18 protein-coding genes and 1 pseudogene are annotated in these 17,456 nt (G+C 67.2%); 10 read left to right on the top strand and 9 right to left on the bottom strand.

Annotation, left to right across the window (positions count from 1 at the left end; translation table 11 throughout):
* Positions 1-291: 291 nt before the first annotated feature.
* Genes WAX14_RS19345 through WAX14_RS19325 form a run of 5 tightly spaced genes read right to left on the bottom strand, consistent with a single transcriptional unit; the run spans position 292 to position 4,843 of the window.
* Positions 292-996 carry a type I-E CRISPR-associated protein Cas6/Cse3/CasE gene (locus WAX14_RS19345; protein WP_422629668.1) on the bottom strand — a complete coding sequence of 235 codons (705 nt, stop codon included), beginning with the start codon at positions 994-996 and terminating at the stop codon, positions 292-294.
* Positions 993-1,787 carry a CRISPR-associated protein Cas5 gene (gene cas5 / locus WAX14_RS19340; RefSeq protein WP_422629667.1) on the bottom strand — a complete coding sequence of 265 codons (795 nt, stop codon included), beginning with the start codon at positions 1,785-1,787 and terminating at the stop codon, positions 993-995. The genes WAX14_RS19345 and cas5 overlap by 4 nt, the downstream gene beginning before the upstream one ends.
* Positions 1,784-2,908, bottom strand: coding sequence for a type I-E CRISPR-associated protein Cas7/Cse4/CasC (gene cas7e, locus WAX14_RS19335; protein WP_422629666.1), 1,125 nt, complete (start codon positions 2,906-2,908; stop codon positions 1,784-1,786). The genes cas5 and cas7e overlap by 4 nt, the downstream gene beginning before the upstream one ends.
* A gap of 31 nt (positions 2,909-2,939) precedes the next feature.
* Complete coding sequence (locus WAX14_RS19330) at positions 2,940-3,506, bottom strand: type I-E CRISPR-associated protein Cse2/CasB (RefSeq protein ID WP_422629665.1); 567 nt, start codon at positions 3,504-3,506, stop codon at positions 2,940-2,942.
* Positions 3,503-4,843, bottom strand: coding sequence for a type I-E CRISPR-associated protein Cse1/CasA (locus WAX14_RS19325; RefSeq protein WP_422629664.1), 1,341 nt, complete (start codon positions 4,841-4,843; stop codon positions 3,503-3,505). The genes WAX14_RS19330 and WAX14_RS19325 overlap by 4 nt, the downstream gene beginning before the upstream one ends.
* A 67-nt stretch (positions 4,844-4,910) precedes the next feature.
* On the opposite strand from WAX14_RS19325, the gene WAX14_RS19320 reads away from it, so the two are divergent.
* Positions 4,911-6,872 (top strand): DEAD/DEAH box helicase family protein, encoded by a 1,962-nt coding sequence (locus tag WAX14_RS19320; RefSeq protein ID WP_422629663.1) that lies wholly within the window; start codon positions 4,911-4,913, stop codon positions 6,870-6,872.
* A gap of 58 nt (positions 6,873-6,930) precedes the next feature.
* Here WAX14_RS19320 and WAX14_RS19315 read toward each other — a convergent pair whose 3' ends face one another.
* Positions 6,931-7,158, bottom strand: coding sequence for a hypothetical protein (locus tag WAX14_RS19315; protein WP_422629662.1), 228 nt, complete (start codon positions 7,156-7,158; stop codon positions 6,931-6,933).
* A gap of 543 nt (positions 7,159-7,701) precedes the next feature.
* Between WAX14_RS19315 and ftsW the strand changes: the two genes are divergently transcribed.
* The 6 genes and pseudogenes from ftsW to WAX14_RS19285 all read left to right on the top strand — a co-directional run bounded on the left by ftsW (position 7,702) and on the right by WAX14_RS19285 (position 12,390).
* On the top strand, positions 7,702-9,153 hold the full coding sequence (gene ftsW, locus WAX14_RS19310) for a putative lipid II flippase FtsW (protein WP_422629661.1): 1,452 nt from the start codon (positions 7,702-7,704) through the stop codon (positions 9,151-9,153).
* A 591-nt stretch (positions 9,154-9,744) separates the two neighbouring features.
* On the top strand, positions 9,745-10,017 hold the full coding sequence (locus tag WAX14_RS19305; RefSeq protein ID WP_422629660.1) for a hypothetical protein: 273 nt from the start codon (positions 9,745-9,747) through the stop codon (positions 10,015-10,017).
* Between the two features lie 68 nt (positions 10,018-10,085).
* Entirely contained in the window at positions 10,086-10,448 is a 363-nt protein-coding gene (locus WAX14_RS19300; protein WP_422629659.1) for a hypothetical protein, read from the top strand.
* Positions 10,449-10,663: 215 nt separating this feature from the next.
* A pseudogene (locus WAX14_RS19295) lies at positions 10,664-10,858 on the top strand (PadR family transcriptional regulator); the annotation flags it as partial.
* Between the two features lie 324 nt (positions 10,859-11,182).
* Positions 11,183-11,491 carry a hypothetical protein gene (locus WAX14_RS19290; protein WP_422629669.1) on the top strand — a complete coding sequence of 103 codons (309 nt, stop codon included), beginning with the start codon at positions 11,183-11,185 and terminating at the stop codon, positions 11,489-11,491.
* Positions 11,492-11,922: 431 nt separating this feature from the next.
* Positions 11,923-12,390 (top strand): hypothetical protein, encoded by a 468-nt coding sequence (locus WAX14_RS19285; protein ID WP_422629658.1) that lies wholly within the window; start codon positions 11,923-11,925, stop codon positions 12,388-12,390.
* A gap of 211 nt (positions 12,391-12,601) precedes the next feature.
* Here the strand turns inward: WAX14_RS19285 and WAX14_RS19280 are convergent, their stop codons facing one another.
* Positions 12,602-12,766, bottom strand: a complete 165-nt coding sequence (locus WAX14_RS19280; RefSeq protein WP_422629657.1) for a hypothetical protein — start codon at positions 12,764-12,766, stop codon at positions 12,602-12,604.
* Positions 12,767-13,136: 370 nt separating this feature from the next.
* Between WAX14_RS19280 and WAX14_RS19275 the strand changes: the two genes are divergently transcribed.
* Positions 13,137-15,356, top strand: a complete 2,220-nt coding sequence (locus tag WAX14_RS19275) for a hypothetical protein (RefSeq protein WP_422629656.1) — start codon at positions 13,137-13,139, stop codon at positions 15,354-15,356.
* A gap of 361 nt (positions 15,357-15,717) precedes the next feature.
* Here WAX14_RS19275 and WAX14_RS19270 read toward each other — a convergent pair whose 3' ends face one another.
* Both WAX14_RS19270 and WAX14_RS19265 read right to left on the bottom strand, forming a co-directional pair.
* Positions 15,718-16,038 (bottom strand): hypothetical protein, encoded by a 321-nt coding sequence (locus WAX14_RS19270; protein ID WP_422629655.1) that lies wholly within the window; start codon positions 16,036-16,038, stop codon positions 15,718-15,720.
* 118 nt (positions 16,039-16,156) lie between these two features.
* Positions 16,157-16,375 (bottom strand): hypothetical protein, encoded by a 219-nt coding sequence (locus WAX14_RS19265; RefSeq protein ID WP_422629654.1) that lies wholly within the window; start codon positions 16,373-16,375, stop codon positions 16,157-16,159.
* Positions 16,376-16,860: 485 nt separating this feature from the next.
* Here WAX14_RS19265 and WAX14_RS19260 point away from each other — a divergent pair, with 485 nt between their 5' ends.
* Positions 16,861-17,076, top strand: a complete 216-nt coding sequence (locus WAX14_RS19260; protein ID WP_422629653.1) for a hypothetical protein — start codon at positions 16,861-16,863, stop codon at positions 17,074-17,076.
* Between the two features lie 26 nt (positions 17,077-17,102).
* A complete protein-coding gene (locus tag WAX14_RS19255) occupies positions 17,103-17,426 on the top strand; it encodes a hypothetical protein (RefSeq protein WP_422629652.1) in 324 nt (107 codons plus the stop codon).
* Positions 17,427-17,456 lie beyond the last annotated feature (30 nt).

Genomic DNA, 17,456 nt, shown 5'->3' with positions numbered 1-17,456 from the left:
GCGTTGCACGGCACCGCAAATTTGAAGGAACTCGAAGCGGGGCGATCCCCGCGCGTGCGGGGCGTTGACGTCCGACAGACGCGCGAACCGTTCGATCGGGGGGCGATCCCCGCGCGTGCGGGGCGTTGAATGCGATCCCGGCGCCCACCGTCGAGCTGAAGGGGCGATCCCCGCGCGTGCGGGGCGTTGGACACTGTCGCGGTCCGCACCCGCGGTGAGGTGGGGCGATCCCCGCGCGTGCGGGGCGTTGACTACGTGACCTGGTGTTTCCCAGAAGTGATCTCGCTGGAGTCATCGGTTTGCGCTGGGTCGGGTGAGGAGCAGACCGCACCCATAGGATTTGGCTGGACCGATTCCACGCCGAAGTGCGCTGTGGTGCGCGTCCGGATCGGTGACAGTGGCGGTCCCGGTGTAGGTGACGGTGGTGTGCGCGAACACCGCGTTCGGTGTGGCACGTTGATGTCGGGGCAGCGATTTTCGTTCGCTTTCGATACGGGATCTGACGCGGACGTCGAGGGTGTGGACGTCGAGTCCTGCGCGGGCGAGTGCTCGTTGCGCCCATCGCTCGTATTCGGTGGCCGGCGCAGGGACGCGCTTTCCTCGGGGTCTGGTCCCGTCGGCGTGTCGAGTAGTGGAGGGGATCGATTTTGTTGGTGCGGCGGTCAGTTGGAAGTTGATCGTTCCGGTCAGTGGTGCTGTGCGGATTCGATGCTCGACTGTTCCGATGAGGATTCCGGTGTCGAAGTTCCATTCGGGTGCAGTGTTGGCTTGTGCGACGACTCTCAGCTGGTGGGCGGGTCCCCGGTCGATCGCGTACAGGACGTCGAGGTGTGTTCGTGGGGTGCTGTCGGTGGGGAGTATCGCGGTCCGCCAGCCGGACATGATGAGTCGGTGCATCAGGTGTGCATCGACGGCGGCGGCGCGGACGGTGCTGTGCCGAGCGTCGAGTGTCAGGTAGGAGGTGTGCAATGCCGTTGTCGGTTCGGTGGTGGTCATGGGTGCTCTTCCGGGGTGAAGAAGTCGGTGGTGTTGCTTGTCGATTCCGTTTCTTTCGGGGCGTGTCGTGTTTCGAGTCGGCCTACGTAGCGTCGGTGGTCGAATCGGGTGGGTTGGTCGACGACGATGTGAGTGTTGTGGTTCCGGTGCGCTTCCCTGGTGGGGGGTTCTTCGATCCAGGTGGGGCCTGTTGCGGTGGCGCCGAGCGCTGCGGCCGGGTTGTCGTGGGGGTGGAGGAGGGGGTTCGGTGGTTTGGACAGTGGGTAGGCGCGGCGGCCCAGGTACAGGCTCCGGGCGGGTGCTGTCAGTGCGGCTGCGATCTGTTCGACGAGGTCGGTGTGTCCGGTCAGGGCGATCGTGAATTCGGCGTCGGCGAGGTATTCGTCGGTGGTCAGGATCGCGTTGTCGCGTTTACCGACGAGGGTGCCTTTGCTGTCGCGTCCGATGTTTTTCGGGGCGGCGTAGGCGCGGTCGGGTCGTAGTCCTTTGGCGGCGGCTCGTGTCAGTGCCGGGTCAGCGAGAATTTCGGCGGGGAGGAGTGGGAATTCTCCGGATCCGCTTGTGTGGTAGTCCGTTTCGATTGTTCCTGGTTTGTCGGTTCGGACGCCGATTTGCAGGGCGGTCAGGTCGGAGATGTCGTCTGAGCGGTCTCGGCCGAGTGCGTTCGCGATCAGGCCGATGACTCCTGATTTGGTCGGGTGGTCCTGGGTGGGTCGGTGTGCGCGGCGTTGCTGTACGGACCAGGCTTGTTGGGGTCCTGCCAGGCGGAAGGTGACGGTGGCGGTGTTCATCGGCGGATCTTGTTGATGAAGTCGTCGAGGTCGGTGGCGCGGTGGAGGCCGGTCGGGTTGAGGCTGTCGCCGATCGTGGGGTTGATGGCCAGTGCGGTGGTGGCTCCGTGGGTGAAGGTGCGTGCTGCGGCGGAGTGGCGCAGAAGTCGGGTGGCGGCGTCGAGGGCAACGTGGTGTCCGCGGATTGCCGGGGAGAATGCGTCGGCGAGTGAGTAGACGGCGGTGCCGGTGTCGGCGAGGACGAGGATCGGCAGGGTGTGTGCTGCCGAGGATCGTTTCTTGGCGGACGGTAGGGAGCGGATGGTCCATTCGACGAATGCGGCTTCGGCTGCCAGTGCCAGGTTTTCGATGATGTTGGGGTCGGTGGATGCGGCAGCGAGGTTGGTGCGTAGTTGTCGGCGGTCCAGTTCGACGTACCGGTACAGGGTGGGTGCGGCGAGGTCGACGGTGTCGAGCATCACCGATGTTGGTTCGCCGACATCGGCGGCGTCGTCGACGGTGGTGAAGAAGTCGGCTTCGAGGGCGAGAGGATCGACGGAGAAGGCGTGCGCGACCGATACTGCGCCGTCGACGTTGCCGGCGGGGATTTCGGCGAGCATCCTGCCGAACAGGGCGAGGTCGACGGTGGCGTCGACGTCGAGGGCGGCGCGGGCGGCGGCCAGGACCGCGGGGGGGACGACGACGCCGTTCTTCTCGTCGAAGGTGAAGTCGGTGTCGTGTTCGGCGATGGCGGCGGCGACGCGGCGAGGGAGGTGCTCGGAGGCGAACACTGCCACGGCGGTGTTGCCGGTCTTCTCGTTGGCTTTGAGTCCGAGACCGGTGAACACGGCAGCGGTCAGTGCGGCGGCGCGGTGCGGGTCGAGGGTGTGGTCGGTGGAGAGGACGTCTGCGGTCAGCTTCGGGAAGCGTGTGGTGCGCAGGCCGAAACTTCCGCCGTCGATGGCGGTGGTGCGGATGCCGGTACGGATCGCACGTTTCCAGGATTGGCTCGAGACGCGGACCCGGGGGACACCGCCGAAGGTGATCTTCTTGATCGCGCCGACGTCATCGCGGTTGAGCAGGGACGACGGTACTGCCTGCAGAACGTGCAGGGCCAGGAACGGGGAGAGAGTGTCGGTCATGCGCGGTGCCCTTCGATCGGAATGGGGGGTGTCAGGATGTGGTGGGGGCCGGATCGGTGTCGTCGACGGTGTCGGCGTGCCAGGTGTTGAACTGGCGGGCCCACGAGACGTGAACGTCGGTGCGTGTCGAGGGGTCTCGCCATGCTTCGAGTTCGGCGGCGATGGTGGCCCAGTGTGGGGGGTGGTCGACGGAGCGGAGATGCCTGCCGATCGCGTCGAGGGCGTCCGCCAACTCCTGGTCGCTGTTCACGGTGAGCAGGCGGTTCAGTAGCCGGACGGCGCCGGGGTTGCGGGGTCCTCGGGCGCCGGGCTGCCCGATGCTGCGCAGCGCGTGTCCGAGCCCGGTGCCGGGTCTGCCGTAGCGGACGGTGCTGCGCCCGAAGTTCCAGTACGCGAACAGTTTCCCGGTCAGTGCCCACGGGATCCACTGGTCGTCGCCGGCGGCGGCGGTCAGCCTCAGCACGTCGGTGGACACCGCGCCGTCGGGACGCCAGGTCCGTAGTCGCCGGATTCCGGGGTCGTTCGAGTATGCGGCGGCGGTCAGGTGCCGGAGGTACCGATCGATCGGGGAGGTGGCATCGGTCGCGGGTTCGGTCATCGGGGGTTCGCCCCTTCTTTCCTGGTGGTGGGCGGGGTGGTCGCCGCGGCAGTGGCGGCCGGTGACGTCGATGCGAGAGCGGCAGCGACCTCGTCGATGTACCGGTCGGCGTGTGCGTGCAGTGCGTCGACCGCGTCGGGTATCGAGATTTCCCCGGTGAGTGCGCGGCGCACCACCGGCTCGACGTCGCTGTTCCATCGGGTGTTGGTCGGTGCCAGCCGTTTCCACCATGCACCGGGCGCGGTCGGGTTCGACGACGGGGCGGCGATGCGTCCGGCGGCGATGACGCGGCCGATGATGTATTTGCGGGTGTCGGCGATGGCGGTGCCGAGCGCGGCGGTGTCGGCGCGGCTGATGTGGGGTGCCGGCAACGATCCGGTGACCGGGCCGTCGATCCGCGATTTGAGCGATGCCAGCCCTGCCAGTCGAATTCTGGTGCCGGCGGGGGGGTCCGCGGCCAGGACGCCGGGGGCGGTGGGGTCGGCGACGGCGGTCAGCAGTTGACGCCATCCGGGGCGGTCGATGTGGACGGTCCACGCGGTGTGCGGGTCGTTCTTCTTCTGCCGGGTGTAGGTGGTGTGGGGGATCAGGTGCGGGTCGGTGTGGTCGCCGTAGCGGCTACCTTCGGTGATCGATACGCCGGTGACGTAGCCGTCCGCGTCGGGGATCAGCAGAACCGATCGTGCTTGCCAGGTCAGTGCGTCGGCTTGACCGCCGTGTGCCCCGTCCCGACCTGGACGGCCGCCGATCCAGGTGTGGTGGAACGTTCCGGTCGGCCCGGATGTCCGGTTCGCGGTGAGCGTCGCGGCGAGGTTTCCCGCGTCGATCCAGACGAACGGTCTCGATGCGGCCACAGCAGCTTTCGCCGATTTGACGCCGTAGATCTTCTCCGGGAACGGTTGGATTCCTCCGACGGAGAACTGTTGTCGCATCATCAGGGCGCGGGCTGCGGCGGCCGGCGTCGACCGCAGGCCGGTTTCGTTGTGGTGGTGGTCGAGCAGGACGCTGCCGTTCCCGGCGTTCCGGTACGACAGCGTCACCGCCGGACCGATACTGCGGTCCCCGAGGTGCTCGCGGAGCTGCGGGTTCTGCCAGAACGGCGCGGCGCTGTCGAAGAGATTCCATGCGCCGCGCGTCTCGGTCAGCCAGCCTGCGATCTGCCCGTCGCTGACGAGATCGGCAGCCATGAGCATCCGGAGGATCGCCGCGTCCTCGAGGGGATCCCCGGAGACAACGTCGATGATGTCACCGAGGTTGCGTGCGAGGTCGAGCAGACTCACCGTCGCCGGTCCGTCATGGGTGAATACGTCGATCCACGGCTCGTTGAGCAGGTCCATCGGCCAAACATAACATGATTTATTTGACGAGTGTTGGTGACCGTCCTGGTCGGCTATCGTCTCGGTCATGGCGACCACGGCGACCACGGCGACGCTGGACCGATTCCAGCAGGAAGCACTCGAGCAGATCCGGGGTGTTTTCGAACGCGGCCATCCCCGCGCCACACTGTCGATGCCCTGCGGAACCGGCAAGACCGTGGTGATGGCGGCGCTCCTCGACGACCTCGACGACGATCTCGGTCACGTGGTGGTGTTCGTCCCGACGGTACGGTTGCTCGTGCAGACCGCCCGGGTCTTACGGCGAGCCCGGCCGCACGCCCGTTTCGTCGCGGTGTGCGGTGAACGTGCTACCGACCCCGGCGATTTCGACGCCGCCGACGCACTCGTCGCCGACGATGTCGACACCGCGGCAGCCGCGCGTTCACTGGGGGTCGCCGTCACCACCGACCCCGACGCGCTCGCCGCGCTGCTGACCGGCACCGCAACGACGCTGGTGGTGTCGACCTACGCGTCGGCGGCGACCGTGGCGGCAGCGACCGCGACGTCCGCGGTGATCTGGGATCTGCTGATCTGCGACGAAGCGCACCGCACCGCCGGCACGAGCGACAAGGCGTGGGCGCTGCCGGTCGACAACGATCTCCTTCCGGCCCGACGACGATTGTTCGCCACGGCGACGGTCCGGGCGGTGAGCGTGCCCACCGAGCTCGAATCCCCTGCCGACTCGGACATCGAACCGGTCGAGGTCCTGTCGATGACCTCGGTCCTCGACTACGGACCTGCCATCGCCCCGCTGACGCTGCGGGAGGCGATCACCGCCGGGCGGCTGTCCGACTACCGGATCGCCACCGTCGCAGTCGACGAGGCCGCCGCACTGGCGATCCTCGAGGGCGAGGCCGACGATCACCGGCTCGACCCGATCTCGGCGGCGGCGCAGTTGGCGCTGCTCCGCGCCGCCGACACCCACCCCGACCTGAAGTCGGTGATGGTCTTCCACAACAGGATCGACACCTCCCGCGCATGGGCCGCCCAGTTCCGCGCCCTGGCCGCATCGGCCGGACGCACTGTGCGGGTCTTCCACGTCGACGGCGGAAGCGATCCGCGACATCTGACACAGGCGTTGAACGCACTGTCGGATCCGGGAGACGAACTTGTCGTGGTGTCGAACTGCCGCGTCCTCGCCGAAGGTGTGGACGTGCCGGCGCTCGATGCCGTCATGTTCGCCGGCCCCCGCACCAGCACACCCGACATCATCCAGATCGTCGGCCGCGCGCTGCGCCGGCACCCCCAAGGGAACCACCGGGCCGCCGTGATCATCATTCCGGTCCTGCATCGCCCCGGTGACCGCGCCAGCACCGAGGACCGGGTCGCACGCACCCGCTACCTTGCGGTGTGGCAGATCCTCACGGTCCTCGCCGAGGAGGACTCGGTGATCTTCGAATCCCTGGCCACCCTCCGTCGGGCACTCGACACCGGCGCCCCCATCTCCGAATCGTCCACCCGCATCCGGTTCGACACCAGCGGACTGCCGGAGAACCTGGTCGACGGGTTTTCCCTCGCGATCGTGCGCCGCACCACCAGCGGCTGGATTCGGGTCCACCACGCACTGCGCGAGCAGGCACTGCGTGGGAACTCGGTCGACCCCCGCCCCGGGTTGGTTGTTCCTGATGCCCACTCCCACAACGGCTACCCCCTCGGGCAGCGTGTCGCCGCACTGCGCGCCGCCCATCGGGCCGGCCGCGTACCGAAACAGATCGTCGCGTTGTTCGACAACGACCCCGTCCTCGACGGGTGGAGTTGGACATCGTCGCCGCGACCGGCCGGACTTACGGTCGAGACCAAACTCGATCTGGTCGAGCGGTACGTGACACTGACCCGGATCCCGCAGGTTCTCGCCTCCGCCACCGTCGACGACCCCGCATCCGGTCGCCGGGTGAAGATCGGTGCGTGGCTGGCGTCGCTGCGTCCATCGACGTTGACCGACGAACAGCGCGTCCGGCTCGCACACATGCTTCCGGCGCAGTTCGGGTGAGGATCCACACGACGAACCCGCAGCCGGGATCCGCCGACGGACGGCGCGGCGCTCGGCCTCACTCACCGGCGCTCCCCACCGGTTCGACCACCGCGCGCCAACTCGGGCCGGAAACGAATCGGTATCCGTGCCGGGCCAGCACATTCTCGTCGAACGACCCGTCGATTTCGGCCATCCTCATCGCATCGCCGTCCCGGAGGATCACCGTTCTCGCGTTCGCGTGATCATCGAGCTCCACGACAGCGGTGTAGGTTTCGCCCTCCTCGGGGGACGCCGCACCTGTCATCACCGATCACCGACTTCCCGATGGTCGGCCATCGACACCCCGGCGATCACACAGTGCCCCCTCCGCGAGCGCTGCCACCGGTCCTGCCCGACGTGGCCGGTATCGCCGCGGGCATCCAACCGACGGTCGATGCCACTGGGCCGATCCCCCCCGCCGGGGAGCCACCCGATACGGTGTCGTCACACTGTCCCCCTCCGTCGTCGCCGACCGCCCGGGTTCGGTGCTCCTACCGGAGACGGACCCACCCTCGCATCGACGATGCTTTACCGTTGGTACACAGATCATTTCACTTATCCGAGCGTTCCGGTTCGAGCGTCACGACCGGGAAGGTTGCCGGCGGACGCCGAACCGGCCCTCCCGTGGACGCGCCGTGCGGGCGGCCCACCACGTTCGGATATGCCGAGGCCGGCCGCGACAGCATGGAGCGCCGCGGCGTCCACTGGCACTGCCGGCCACCGGGCGCGACCCACCCGCCGCCGCGACACACCAGCGGGGGAACCTCGGCGCGGCCGATGCACCCCCCGCGCGTGGGACCATCGAACGGTGAACCCCACCATTCGCACCACCCCACGCACAAGGAGAACCTCGACGCCCGACCCTGATACCGCGCCGGACCGCGCAGCACCGAAGAACACCACCGAACATCGAAACCGCCAGCACACCAAGACATCCCGAATCGATTCCTTGCTCACACGACCACTGATCGACTTCCAGATCGTCGTGGGCATCACCACCATCCTGACCGTGCTCGGCCTGATGATGGTCTTGTCCTCGTCGAGCATCGAGTCACTGCTCAACACCGGGTCCCCGTACGCCCGGTTCCTTCCCCAAGCCGTCTACGCCGCCGGTGGAGCACTGCTGTTCGTCATGACCGTGCGGCTGCCCACCACCGTGCTCCGGCGGGCAGCCCCGTGGCTGCTCATCGCATCCTTCGTCGCCCTCATCCTGGTGCTCATTCCCGGAATCGGCTCCGAGCAGTACGGCGCACAAAGCTGGATCCCCATCGGCTCCGTGTCCTTCCAACCCTCCGAATTCGCGAAGGTCGCCCTGGTCATCTGGTGCGCGCACATCATCGCGAGCACCCACGAATCCCGAACCGACGTCGACACCGTCCTCCGCGCAGTTCTGGTGGCCAACGCCGCGGTTCTCGTTCTCGTCGTCCTCCAACGTGACCTCGGCACAGCCGTCACCCTCGGCATCATCTTGATGTCGGTCCTCTGGTACGGCGGATTCCGAACCCGAACGATCTCGAGCATCGCCGCCGGATGTGTCCTCGGGTTCGTCGTCTTCACCGTCACGGTGGGCTACCGCTCGGACCGCATCCGCGCCTACCTGAACCCCACCCTCGATCCGCAAGGGCTGAACTACCAAGGAACCCAAGCCACCTACGCCCTCGCCAACGGTGGAGTCCTCGGGAAAGGGCTCGGCCAATCCGACGCGAAGTGGAGCTACCTACCGCAGGCGTACAACGACTTCATCTTCGCCGTCATCGGGGAAGAACTCGGGCTCATCGGCGCACTCGCCGTCACCGGACTCTTCGCCACCCTCGGATGGGTCGGCCTGCGCATCGCCCTGCTCTCCACCGACCCGTTCCACCGCATGATCAGCGCAGTCGCCACCACCTGGATCGTCGTACAGGCCACCGTCAACATCGGCTATGTGATCGGTCTACTCCCCATCACCGGCCTGCAACTGCCCCTGATCTCGGCCGGCGGCACCTCGATGCTCACCACACTGCTCATGTTCGGGCTCATCGCGCACGCCGCATACCGCGAACCGGACGCCCTCATCTCACTGCACACCAGCCCCCGCCCCCACCTCGCCACCACACTCTTCGGCCGTCCCACACCACCGGCCGCGCCCGTCCCCACCCGCCGATCCCGCACACCGAAAACCCCACAGACACCGCGGACACCGTCGCGGCGCGCCGCCGGCAACCCGCAACGCGCAGCAACCGACCGGACACGAACTGCCCGCCGCCCACACCACAAGTAAGCTCCACCGCGCGAGCAGAACTGCGGCCGGGTCACCTCCGGCAGACCCGACTCCACCCGCGCGACGCCGACGCTCGGCGACACATCGCCACCGCGACTGCCCCACCCCCTCACGCCGCGACAGCACCGCATTCTCGGCGAACCGAGAAGGGTGCACCGGCGCCTTCACTGCCACACCCGGCGGGACTCACGAGAATCCCGGCGCTCCACAATCACCTGTCGACTTCCACGACCCGATCGAGTGTGCGGACGGGTCCTCCCCCACCGGACGAGGCACGCGGCCCGCGTGTCGGCGTTGAAGACGCACCGGGAACACACAGCGCCCGGAGCCGACCCCCACATACCCGCGCGCGGTCCCGCCCGGGCGACACGACCTCGGCGACGAGGACGCGGCGCGGCGTGGCCGCCCACGAGACGACGTCACCCGATACTCTCGGAGAGCACGTAACACAGTGCTGTGCAGCACTATTGGAATCGTTGTCGCGTAGTTGAAACGGGGCACTGATCCCAGCGCGCGGTACTGCGGGGCCCAGGTGGCACCGCGTCACAGCCCACAAAATCAGGACACGAACCAGAAGGGACGGGTGAATCCATGGTTGCCATCGAGCGCAACGGCACCGTACTCGATATCAGATTCCGGAATTCCCGGGGAACGACCACCTTCATCGGCCGAGCAGACGAGTTGCACGCCGACGGCTGGGAGCCCAGCGAGACATGGCAGGTGTTCCGTGACGGGATACCCGCCTCGGATCCCCTCGACAGCGAAAGCGCCGCGGTGACGTGGCTGCTCGAACACCACGGCACGCCCGTCGAACATGCCTGCACACACGACGGTTATGCGGTGCGCAACACGTGGCCGTCGTGAGCATCCCAGCCGAACTCCGGTCGTCCACGGCGAGCCCGCGACGACCGCACAGGAACGGAGCGTCAGCAATGAACGAACTTTTCGACGAATTGGCCGGACGGTTCTCCGACGGATACACCTCGGACGACATCGATGTCGCGATCGACCGGATTCGCGACGCCACCGGTGTCACATTGATCTGCGTGTGGGAGTACTTCGACGACTACGGGTTCGGTGGAAACTCCGAACTCTTCCTTGTCGACGGCGTCGCAGTCCACGAGGTCGAGGGTGACCTCTGGGCGTGGTTGTCCACCGACCCTGCTGCGCCCGACGCTCCCAGCAGCCCTGGCTCACCGCAGACCTGGCGCGGCGGCCCAGCCGACGGGCTGCGCAACTACACCGACCTCGGCGGTGACGGATCGAGCAACTACGCCACCGAAGCGCGGTCCTGACGATCCCTGCCGGCGGCGAGGATCGGCGGGTGCCCGGTAGCAGCACGTGCGCGGACGCCCGGAGGATCGCGATGGCACGGCGAATTCGCCGACCGATGGTTGTCGATCGCGCGTACTCGGCGTCTGCGGCGGTTGCTCTCGCGTTCTGCACCGGCGCCCCGAGTGCGTCGACATAGGAGTTCGCGGTACCTGCTGCTGCACCACCACAACGCATCATGTTCAACATGACAGTCGAACGTCGAAGCGTGATACTGCGGGGCGTCCTGGATCTGTGCCTGATAACACTGCTGCGGGAACGGCCGGTGTACGGGTACGAACTCACCGAACGGTTGGCCGAACAAGACCTTCTCGTCGCGAGCAGCTCGACGTATCCGCTGCTGACACGCCTCGACAAGGCCGGCCTCATCACCTCGAAACGCGTCCTTCGCCGTCCGGACCACCACGAAAGTACTACTCGCTCAGCGGAAACGGAACCGATACTCTCGCACGCGGTACCGCGGAGCGGATCGCCGTCTCTTCCCGTGTCACATCTTTGCTACCCGCCGGCGATCGGCCCGGCCACGTCTGATCCGCGTCCGACGTACGCGGCGACAGCACCCGCACAACCCGTCCGGTATCGCGCGTCGGCCCCGCCGCCCGCATGGCCGACTCCGATCTCACCGCAGGACCTCGAACACACTCGCCATCGTGTCGGAGACCCGCGGACCTACCGCCCTATCGAGGAGGCACACCGCATGAACACTCCCTCCGATCTTCACCTCGAGGACATCGACGGTGGATGGTGCATCAAAACCGATCCCGACGGCACCTTCTGCATCGACGTCGTGAAGATGATGTTCAACTATCGCGTACTGAAATCGCCGATCGACCGCGACGGATCGAAACACCTGCGATACGACTCGGGATACTGCTATTTCGGGCATGGCGTCGACTCGGCCGGCAACCCCCGAACCATGCACACGGCATATCACGCAGCGATGGCAGCGGCGATCGTATGGGACGGGACAGGCCACCCACCCGGATACGACAAAAGAGCGCTCTGAACAGCCAGGTGAGGCCGCGGCGCAGGAATTACAGGTGCCCCGTCCGTCGGTCGGCACGGGTCGAACATCGTGACGGGCGCCGCGACGGGCGATCATCACCTCACGATGCTCCCGGTCCCGGTCCCGGCCCCGGACGCGGGCGACGATGCGCCGAGTCGCAGACCCCGGTCGAACTCCTATCGGAAGGGCAAAACCGCCACTGTTCGGGTAGACCGGCACCGACGCTCTGCCCTGGTCGTCGACACCGATGTCCGCCGAATCCGATGCCCACACCGGCCGGGTTCGTGCCTGCCGGGTTCGTGCCTGCACGATCCGGCCAGCGTGGGACGTCGACTCGTTGCGCGGTCACGGCAGCTGGCACACCCCCCATGAATCGCAATAGCACTGATTTCCGTACACACTGCTTTCAGTGTGAAAGCTAGGGTTCGGCCATGGACATCGCGATCGAGTTGGAGAACTTCCACGCCGCCAAAATCGAGCTGGTCCGCCTGATGACCGACGAATTCCGCCGCGGAACCTCCGCTGCCGAAGTCGCGCGCGCGTTGAGCAGTGCCTTCAGTCGCGACGTCGTAACCCAGTACCTGGGCACCGTCGATCGGTTCGACCGCGCCACGACAGCGCTGGCCGAGAACGACCTCGACGGCATCGCCGGGGCCTGGTACACGGGTATCGCGGCGCCCCGCGAAACCCGGCTCGCCCTGAGCATCGGCCCGGAGGAAGTCGCGGACCACGAAGGTGTTCCCGATCGGATCCGGAATGCGCTGGCACCGTTCCACCTGACACTGGCACCGACCTCCGAGGGGCCGGCCGCAGCCGGTGAATCCACCGGCGACGCCGTCGACCGGCTACTGCTCGACGGCGACGCCGTCCAGATCGTGCGAGCGACACCTCGCACCTGATCGCACCTCGGTGACGTGCCGCAGTCGCCCTAGCGTCGGCGACGAACTCGAGGGCCGGATCGATGCTCGCCGGAGCAGCGCTCGTCTACGCCGGCTTCGCCGCGCGCTGCCGTGTCGACGGCGCGGCGGGCGCGGTCTTGTTCGAGGGCGGCGCGCCGCTACGATTCGGCGGGTTGCTCGTCGAAGCGGTCGGTTTTCCTGGCGAGTGTGGTCAGTCGGCGCCGTGTTCGATGTGGTCGATGGTGGCGCGCAGTGCGGTTCGGGCTTCGTCGATCTGGGTGTGCTGATCGGTCTCGTCGTCGTCGGCGGCGGCGAGCTGAGCGTGCAGTTGAGTGCCGAGGGTGATGTTCTCGGTCGCGAGCGCCTCGGTGGCCACGGTGCTCGTACGTCGTCGACGGCGCCGGTGGTGAACTAGTGCCGCATCACGGATGCGGGTGGTCAGGTGAGTTCGGCCGGTCTGCACCCCACGCGACTACCGCCGGCCCGCCTCGATACCGGCGGCGTTGCTGCCTGCGCCCTATCGCCACCGGCCACCGCAGCACGAGGGTTCAGATGTACCGCAACGGCGCCGCGCGCGGCAACAAGGCGTTTGTGCTGGGCCGATGAGATGTCCCGGTTCGGCGTGACCGCGACGGCCGAGCGTCCGAACCCGAACGTGTCGAGGACCGAACCGAACTCGGCCGCGGTGCTCTCGCCGCCGGCAGCCCTCTGCTCGTCGTATCTGTGCGATCACCGATGATGAGCCGATGAGCGACAAGGACGTCCGCGCGCTGTGGGTCACACGGTTGGTTGAGGCAGCCACGCGCGGAACGATCGTGGATCTACGATCGGGGGTGCCGGCGCACCTGTACGACCCGGCGACCGCCGACCGGTGGCCGGCCGACCGGCACATCCCCGCGCGCGCGATCCGGGAGGTCCTCACCGGTGACCACACAAAATTCGCCCCCGGCGGTCTCCGTATCGTCGGAGCCCGGATCACCGGTGACGTCGACTTCGCGCACATCACGTTCGATCGCCCGCTACATCTGGTCCGATGCCGGATCGACCGACCGTTGAATCTGGCCAATGTGAGCCTGCGGCAGCTGACGCTCTCGGGATCGCATCTTCGGTCTGTGGACCTCGACGAGGCGGACATCGCGGGGGGACTGTTGGCCGACCGCATCACAACCCACGGCGAGGTCCACGCGATCGGCGCCACCATCAACGGCCAACTCGACCTCGAGTACGCCCGCCTGCGTAACTCCGGAGGTGACGTCCTGTCCCTCCACAACGCCACCATCGCCGGGGGACTCGTCGCCCGCCACATCACCACCGACGGTGCCATCTGCGCGCTGGACGCCACCATCAACAGCCAACTCAATCTGCATGGCGCGCAGCTGCACAACCCCGGGCGTGATGTCCTCGCCCTCGACAACGCCGCCCTCACCGGCGCACTTGTCGTCGACCGGATCGTCACCGACGGCGAGATCCGCGCGATCGGCGCCACCATCAACGGTCAGTTCGACTTGGACAATGCTTGTTTGCGTAACTCCGGACACGAGGTCCTGTCCCTGCACAACGCCACCATCACTGGTGGATTCTTCGCCCGCCGCATCGTCACCGACGGGGAGGTCTCCGCGCTCGACGCCACCATCAACGGCCAACTCGACCTGTGCGGCGCGCGCCTGCACAACCCCGGGCGTCGTGTTCTCGCCCTCAACCGCAGCACCGTCACTGGTGGATTCTTCGCCCGCCGCATCGTCACCGACGGCGAGATCTCTGCGCTCGGCGCCACCATCAGCGGCCAGTTCAGCTTGGTCAACTCCCACCTGAACAATCCTGGTCGAGACGTCCTCAAGCTCGACGGCGCTACCGTCACCGGCGACATCGTCTCTACTCACATCATTACCGACGGCATCATCCGCGCGGTAGACGCCACTATCAACGGTCAACTCGATCTGAGAGGCTCCCACCTCCGCAACCCTGGAGACCACGTTCTTGCTCTCGACGGCGCCACCATCACCGGCGCACTCTTGGCCATGAATGGCAGCGCGGGTCTTGGGGTCGTCTCGGAATTCTGTGCCGACGGTGTGATCTCGGCGCGCAGAGCGCGCTTCGAAAACCATCTCGACCTCCGTGACGCGAGACCGCGGTCTTCCGAGATCGGCCTCCTGGTGATCGACCTCGACAGTGCGGCTGTCCGCGAGTTGTCTCTACCTGTCGAAGGCCCCACCGCCGTCAATTTGCCCCACACCAAGATCGCTCATCTGAACACCCCCGCCGACCGGGAACCGCAGTATCCGGTGGTCGCGACCGGGTGGGAGATCGGCGACATCGAAGGGCGTATCCGCACCGACCACGTCGCCGCGACCCGTTGGCTCTCCCGCGCGCAGGTCCGGGATGTCAGTCCGCAGCCGTGGCATGCCCTGGCCGCGGTGTACGAACGCAACGGACACCCCGCCGAGGCCCGCCGGCTGCGTTTCACCGCCGCGAACAACGTCACCAGGGCCGCGCCCTGGCGCTCGAAACTGCAACGCTGGACGTACCGGGCGGTCGCCGGACACGGCTACTACCCGATACGTGCCGCCCTGTGGCTCGTCGTGGCACTCGTGGTCGGGTTCGTGCTCGTCGAGGTGAGCCGTGAGCATTTCGTTCCCACCAACCCCGGCGATGACGCCACCGTGATCACCGTCGCCGTCGACACCACCGGCGGCGACGGGTCACGGGTCGAGGTGGAGCAGTCGAGGACGATCACCGGGGCCGACGACTGCGCGACACATCCGCAGTACCCGTGCCTGGATTCGTTCAGCTACGCCCTCACGGGCGTCATCCCCGCCGCGACCGGCACCGTCCGCCCCGACTGGACCGTCAGCGCCGACGCACCGTGGTGGGTGCAAGCCGGGATCCCGACGCTCCGCGTTCTCGCCTGGATCTTCACCGCGATCCTGCTCGCCGGCGTGACCGGGCTGCTGCGCACAAGTTCATGACGGCATCGGGTCCAACTCGAGCGGTCGGCTACCCGGGCGATGGATCGTTCGCCCGCGAGACGATCCTGCGCGCCACGCGCCGCGCGTAGGGTCGATGGTGTTCAACGCCTCTGCCTGATCGATGTCCGGCCTCTGCACGGTGGCGTGGCGCCGTGTGCGGTCACACGGTGCGGCGCGGTCCTCGTCGAGTAGTCGCGCCACGCGAACGGGCAGCGTCGGGGACAGCTCGACTGGATCGCAGAGATGGGGACCGCTGACGCCGCGCTCGTTCGTATTGGCGGCGTTCACCGATTCGGCGAGGCCGGTGTCGTCGCTGTCGCCGACACCGCCGATCGACGCGGCCGATCCCGGCAGGACCCGCCTACCGGGTTCTGATCCAGACCCGGTCGGTGTCGGCGAGATCGTAGAGTTCGTCCCACCAGGAATCGAACATGTCGGGATCCTCGGCATCGGCGATGTTCTCGACGATCTCGTGGAGGAACGACCACTCGTCGCAGGACGCATACCAGCGTGACGCGCGGAGTGCGGCGGCGATCGCGGTGCGTCTGCGTTCGAAGGTGAGATCGTCGTTGCCGAAAGTCGCCGAGACGTCGACCGTGTGTTCCCAGATCGGTAGGCCGGCCTTCCGTCGTTGTTCGGCGGCGCGGTGGCAGTCGATGATGCTGTCGAGGGTGCGTGGCACGGGCATCTTCCTTCGGTCGGGGGATTCTTCGGATGGTTCGGGCAGGTCACTGTCGTTGATCGGCATACACACCGCATCCCCGCGGGGTCGCGGGCCGCAGTGGTGGGGCGTGGCCGGATCACGTGTACAAGGCGCCTGTTCCCCGTCGTGCATGTTCGATGGTTCCCCACGCGAACTCGGCCGACAGCCTGTCCGCGCGCGTGACGGTGGCGAAGTCGTGGTCCCGGCCGTGCACCGTTGCCGGCATCGCGTTCAGGGTGACTCCGGGGCCGATCAGTGTGTCCTTCTCCTCGGCCGTGTAGTCACGGCTCGGTCGTGCCTGCGAACGTTGCGCCATCGCTGCCTGTGCTCCTCGCGTGTGGTCGGCGAATTCGATGTCCCCGAATCGGGGATCCGATCGAATCATATCTGGTTGTGCGCGTTGACTTTCTGCCGTTGTGGCGCGGCTCGCCGGTGGGCGGAAACAGAGGCGGTGAGGGGCGCATCGTCGGTATCGACACCCACGTGGGATCGGTGCATATTTTGTCATCTTTTGTTGTGCCCCAATGTGTTTGATCCGGCCCATGCCGGGTTTCGCACGCACGTTCAGAGGAAGCGCGGGTGTTTCCCGGTGGGCCACAGCCGGGCCGATGCGCCGCCGCCACCCATCTCGCGTCGAGCCACCTACAACGTGGATGTGTTTCTGCCACACTGGAATAGATGTTCTGGGGCATCGCTCTCCACCGCGGCCGAACCCGGCTCGGCTGGTGCGATCGCCCCCCGTCGCGATCACCGTTCGTCACGGGCAGTGGCGGGCGCACCCCTATCGAAAGGCATACTGCCATGGCATCTCGTATCGCACTGCACGCCGACGCGTCCTACCAGGATACGGACGGGTACTGGGTGATCGCGGCGGAGGAAAATACGGCCGGATACATCCGGGTCAATGCGTGGCCGACCCTTGCCGAGGCTCAGCGTTACGCCACCGACGTCAACTCCCGGGTCGGGGTCACCGACGAGGATCGACGCCGCATCCTCGCCTCGTCGATGACGCGGTGATCGACCCACCGACAAGGATCCCGATCGTGTCCGGACCCATCGCAGGCTGCGACATCGCCTGCCTCACCTGCGATGATCCGGGCATCGACGACCTGGGCACCCTGACGCAAGTCCGCTTGCGTCTGGTCCGGTCCGATGGTGCCGGCGTCGCCGGACCCGGCGGTACCGCATGTGTCGACGTCACGGGTCAGCCGTTCGGGCCGCTGCTGCGCGAGCACGGGACCACGGAGCTGTTCACCGTTCCCGGCGTCCCGCGTGACCGCACCGCAGATCGCGGCTACCCGAGCGGGCGCGGCACCGATCCGGGCTCGGTGGCCGACTGGATCCGGTCGCTCACCCGCGGCGGATAGCCTCGCGGCGACCGGCGCACTGTGGGGGTC

This window comes from Rhodococcus sp. (in: high G+C Gram-positive bacteria) (assembly GCF_049299235.1).
Classification (GTDB): Bacteria; Actinomycetota; Actinomycetes; order Mycobacteriales; family Mycobacteriaceae; genus Rhodococcus.
The sequence above is the reverse complement of the archived record's forward strand: the minus strand, read 5'-3'. Positions and strand labels throughout refer to the sequence as shown.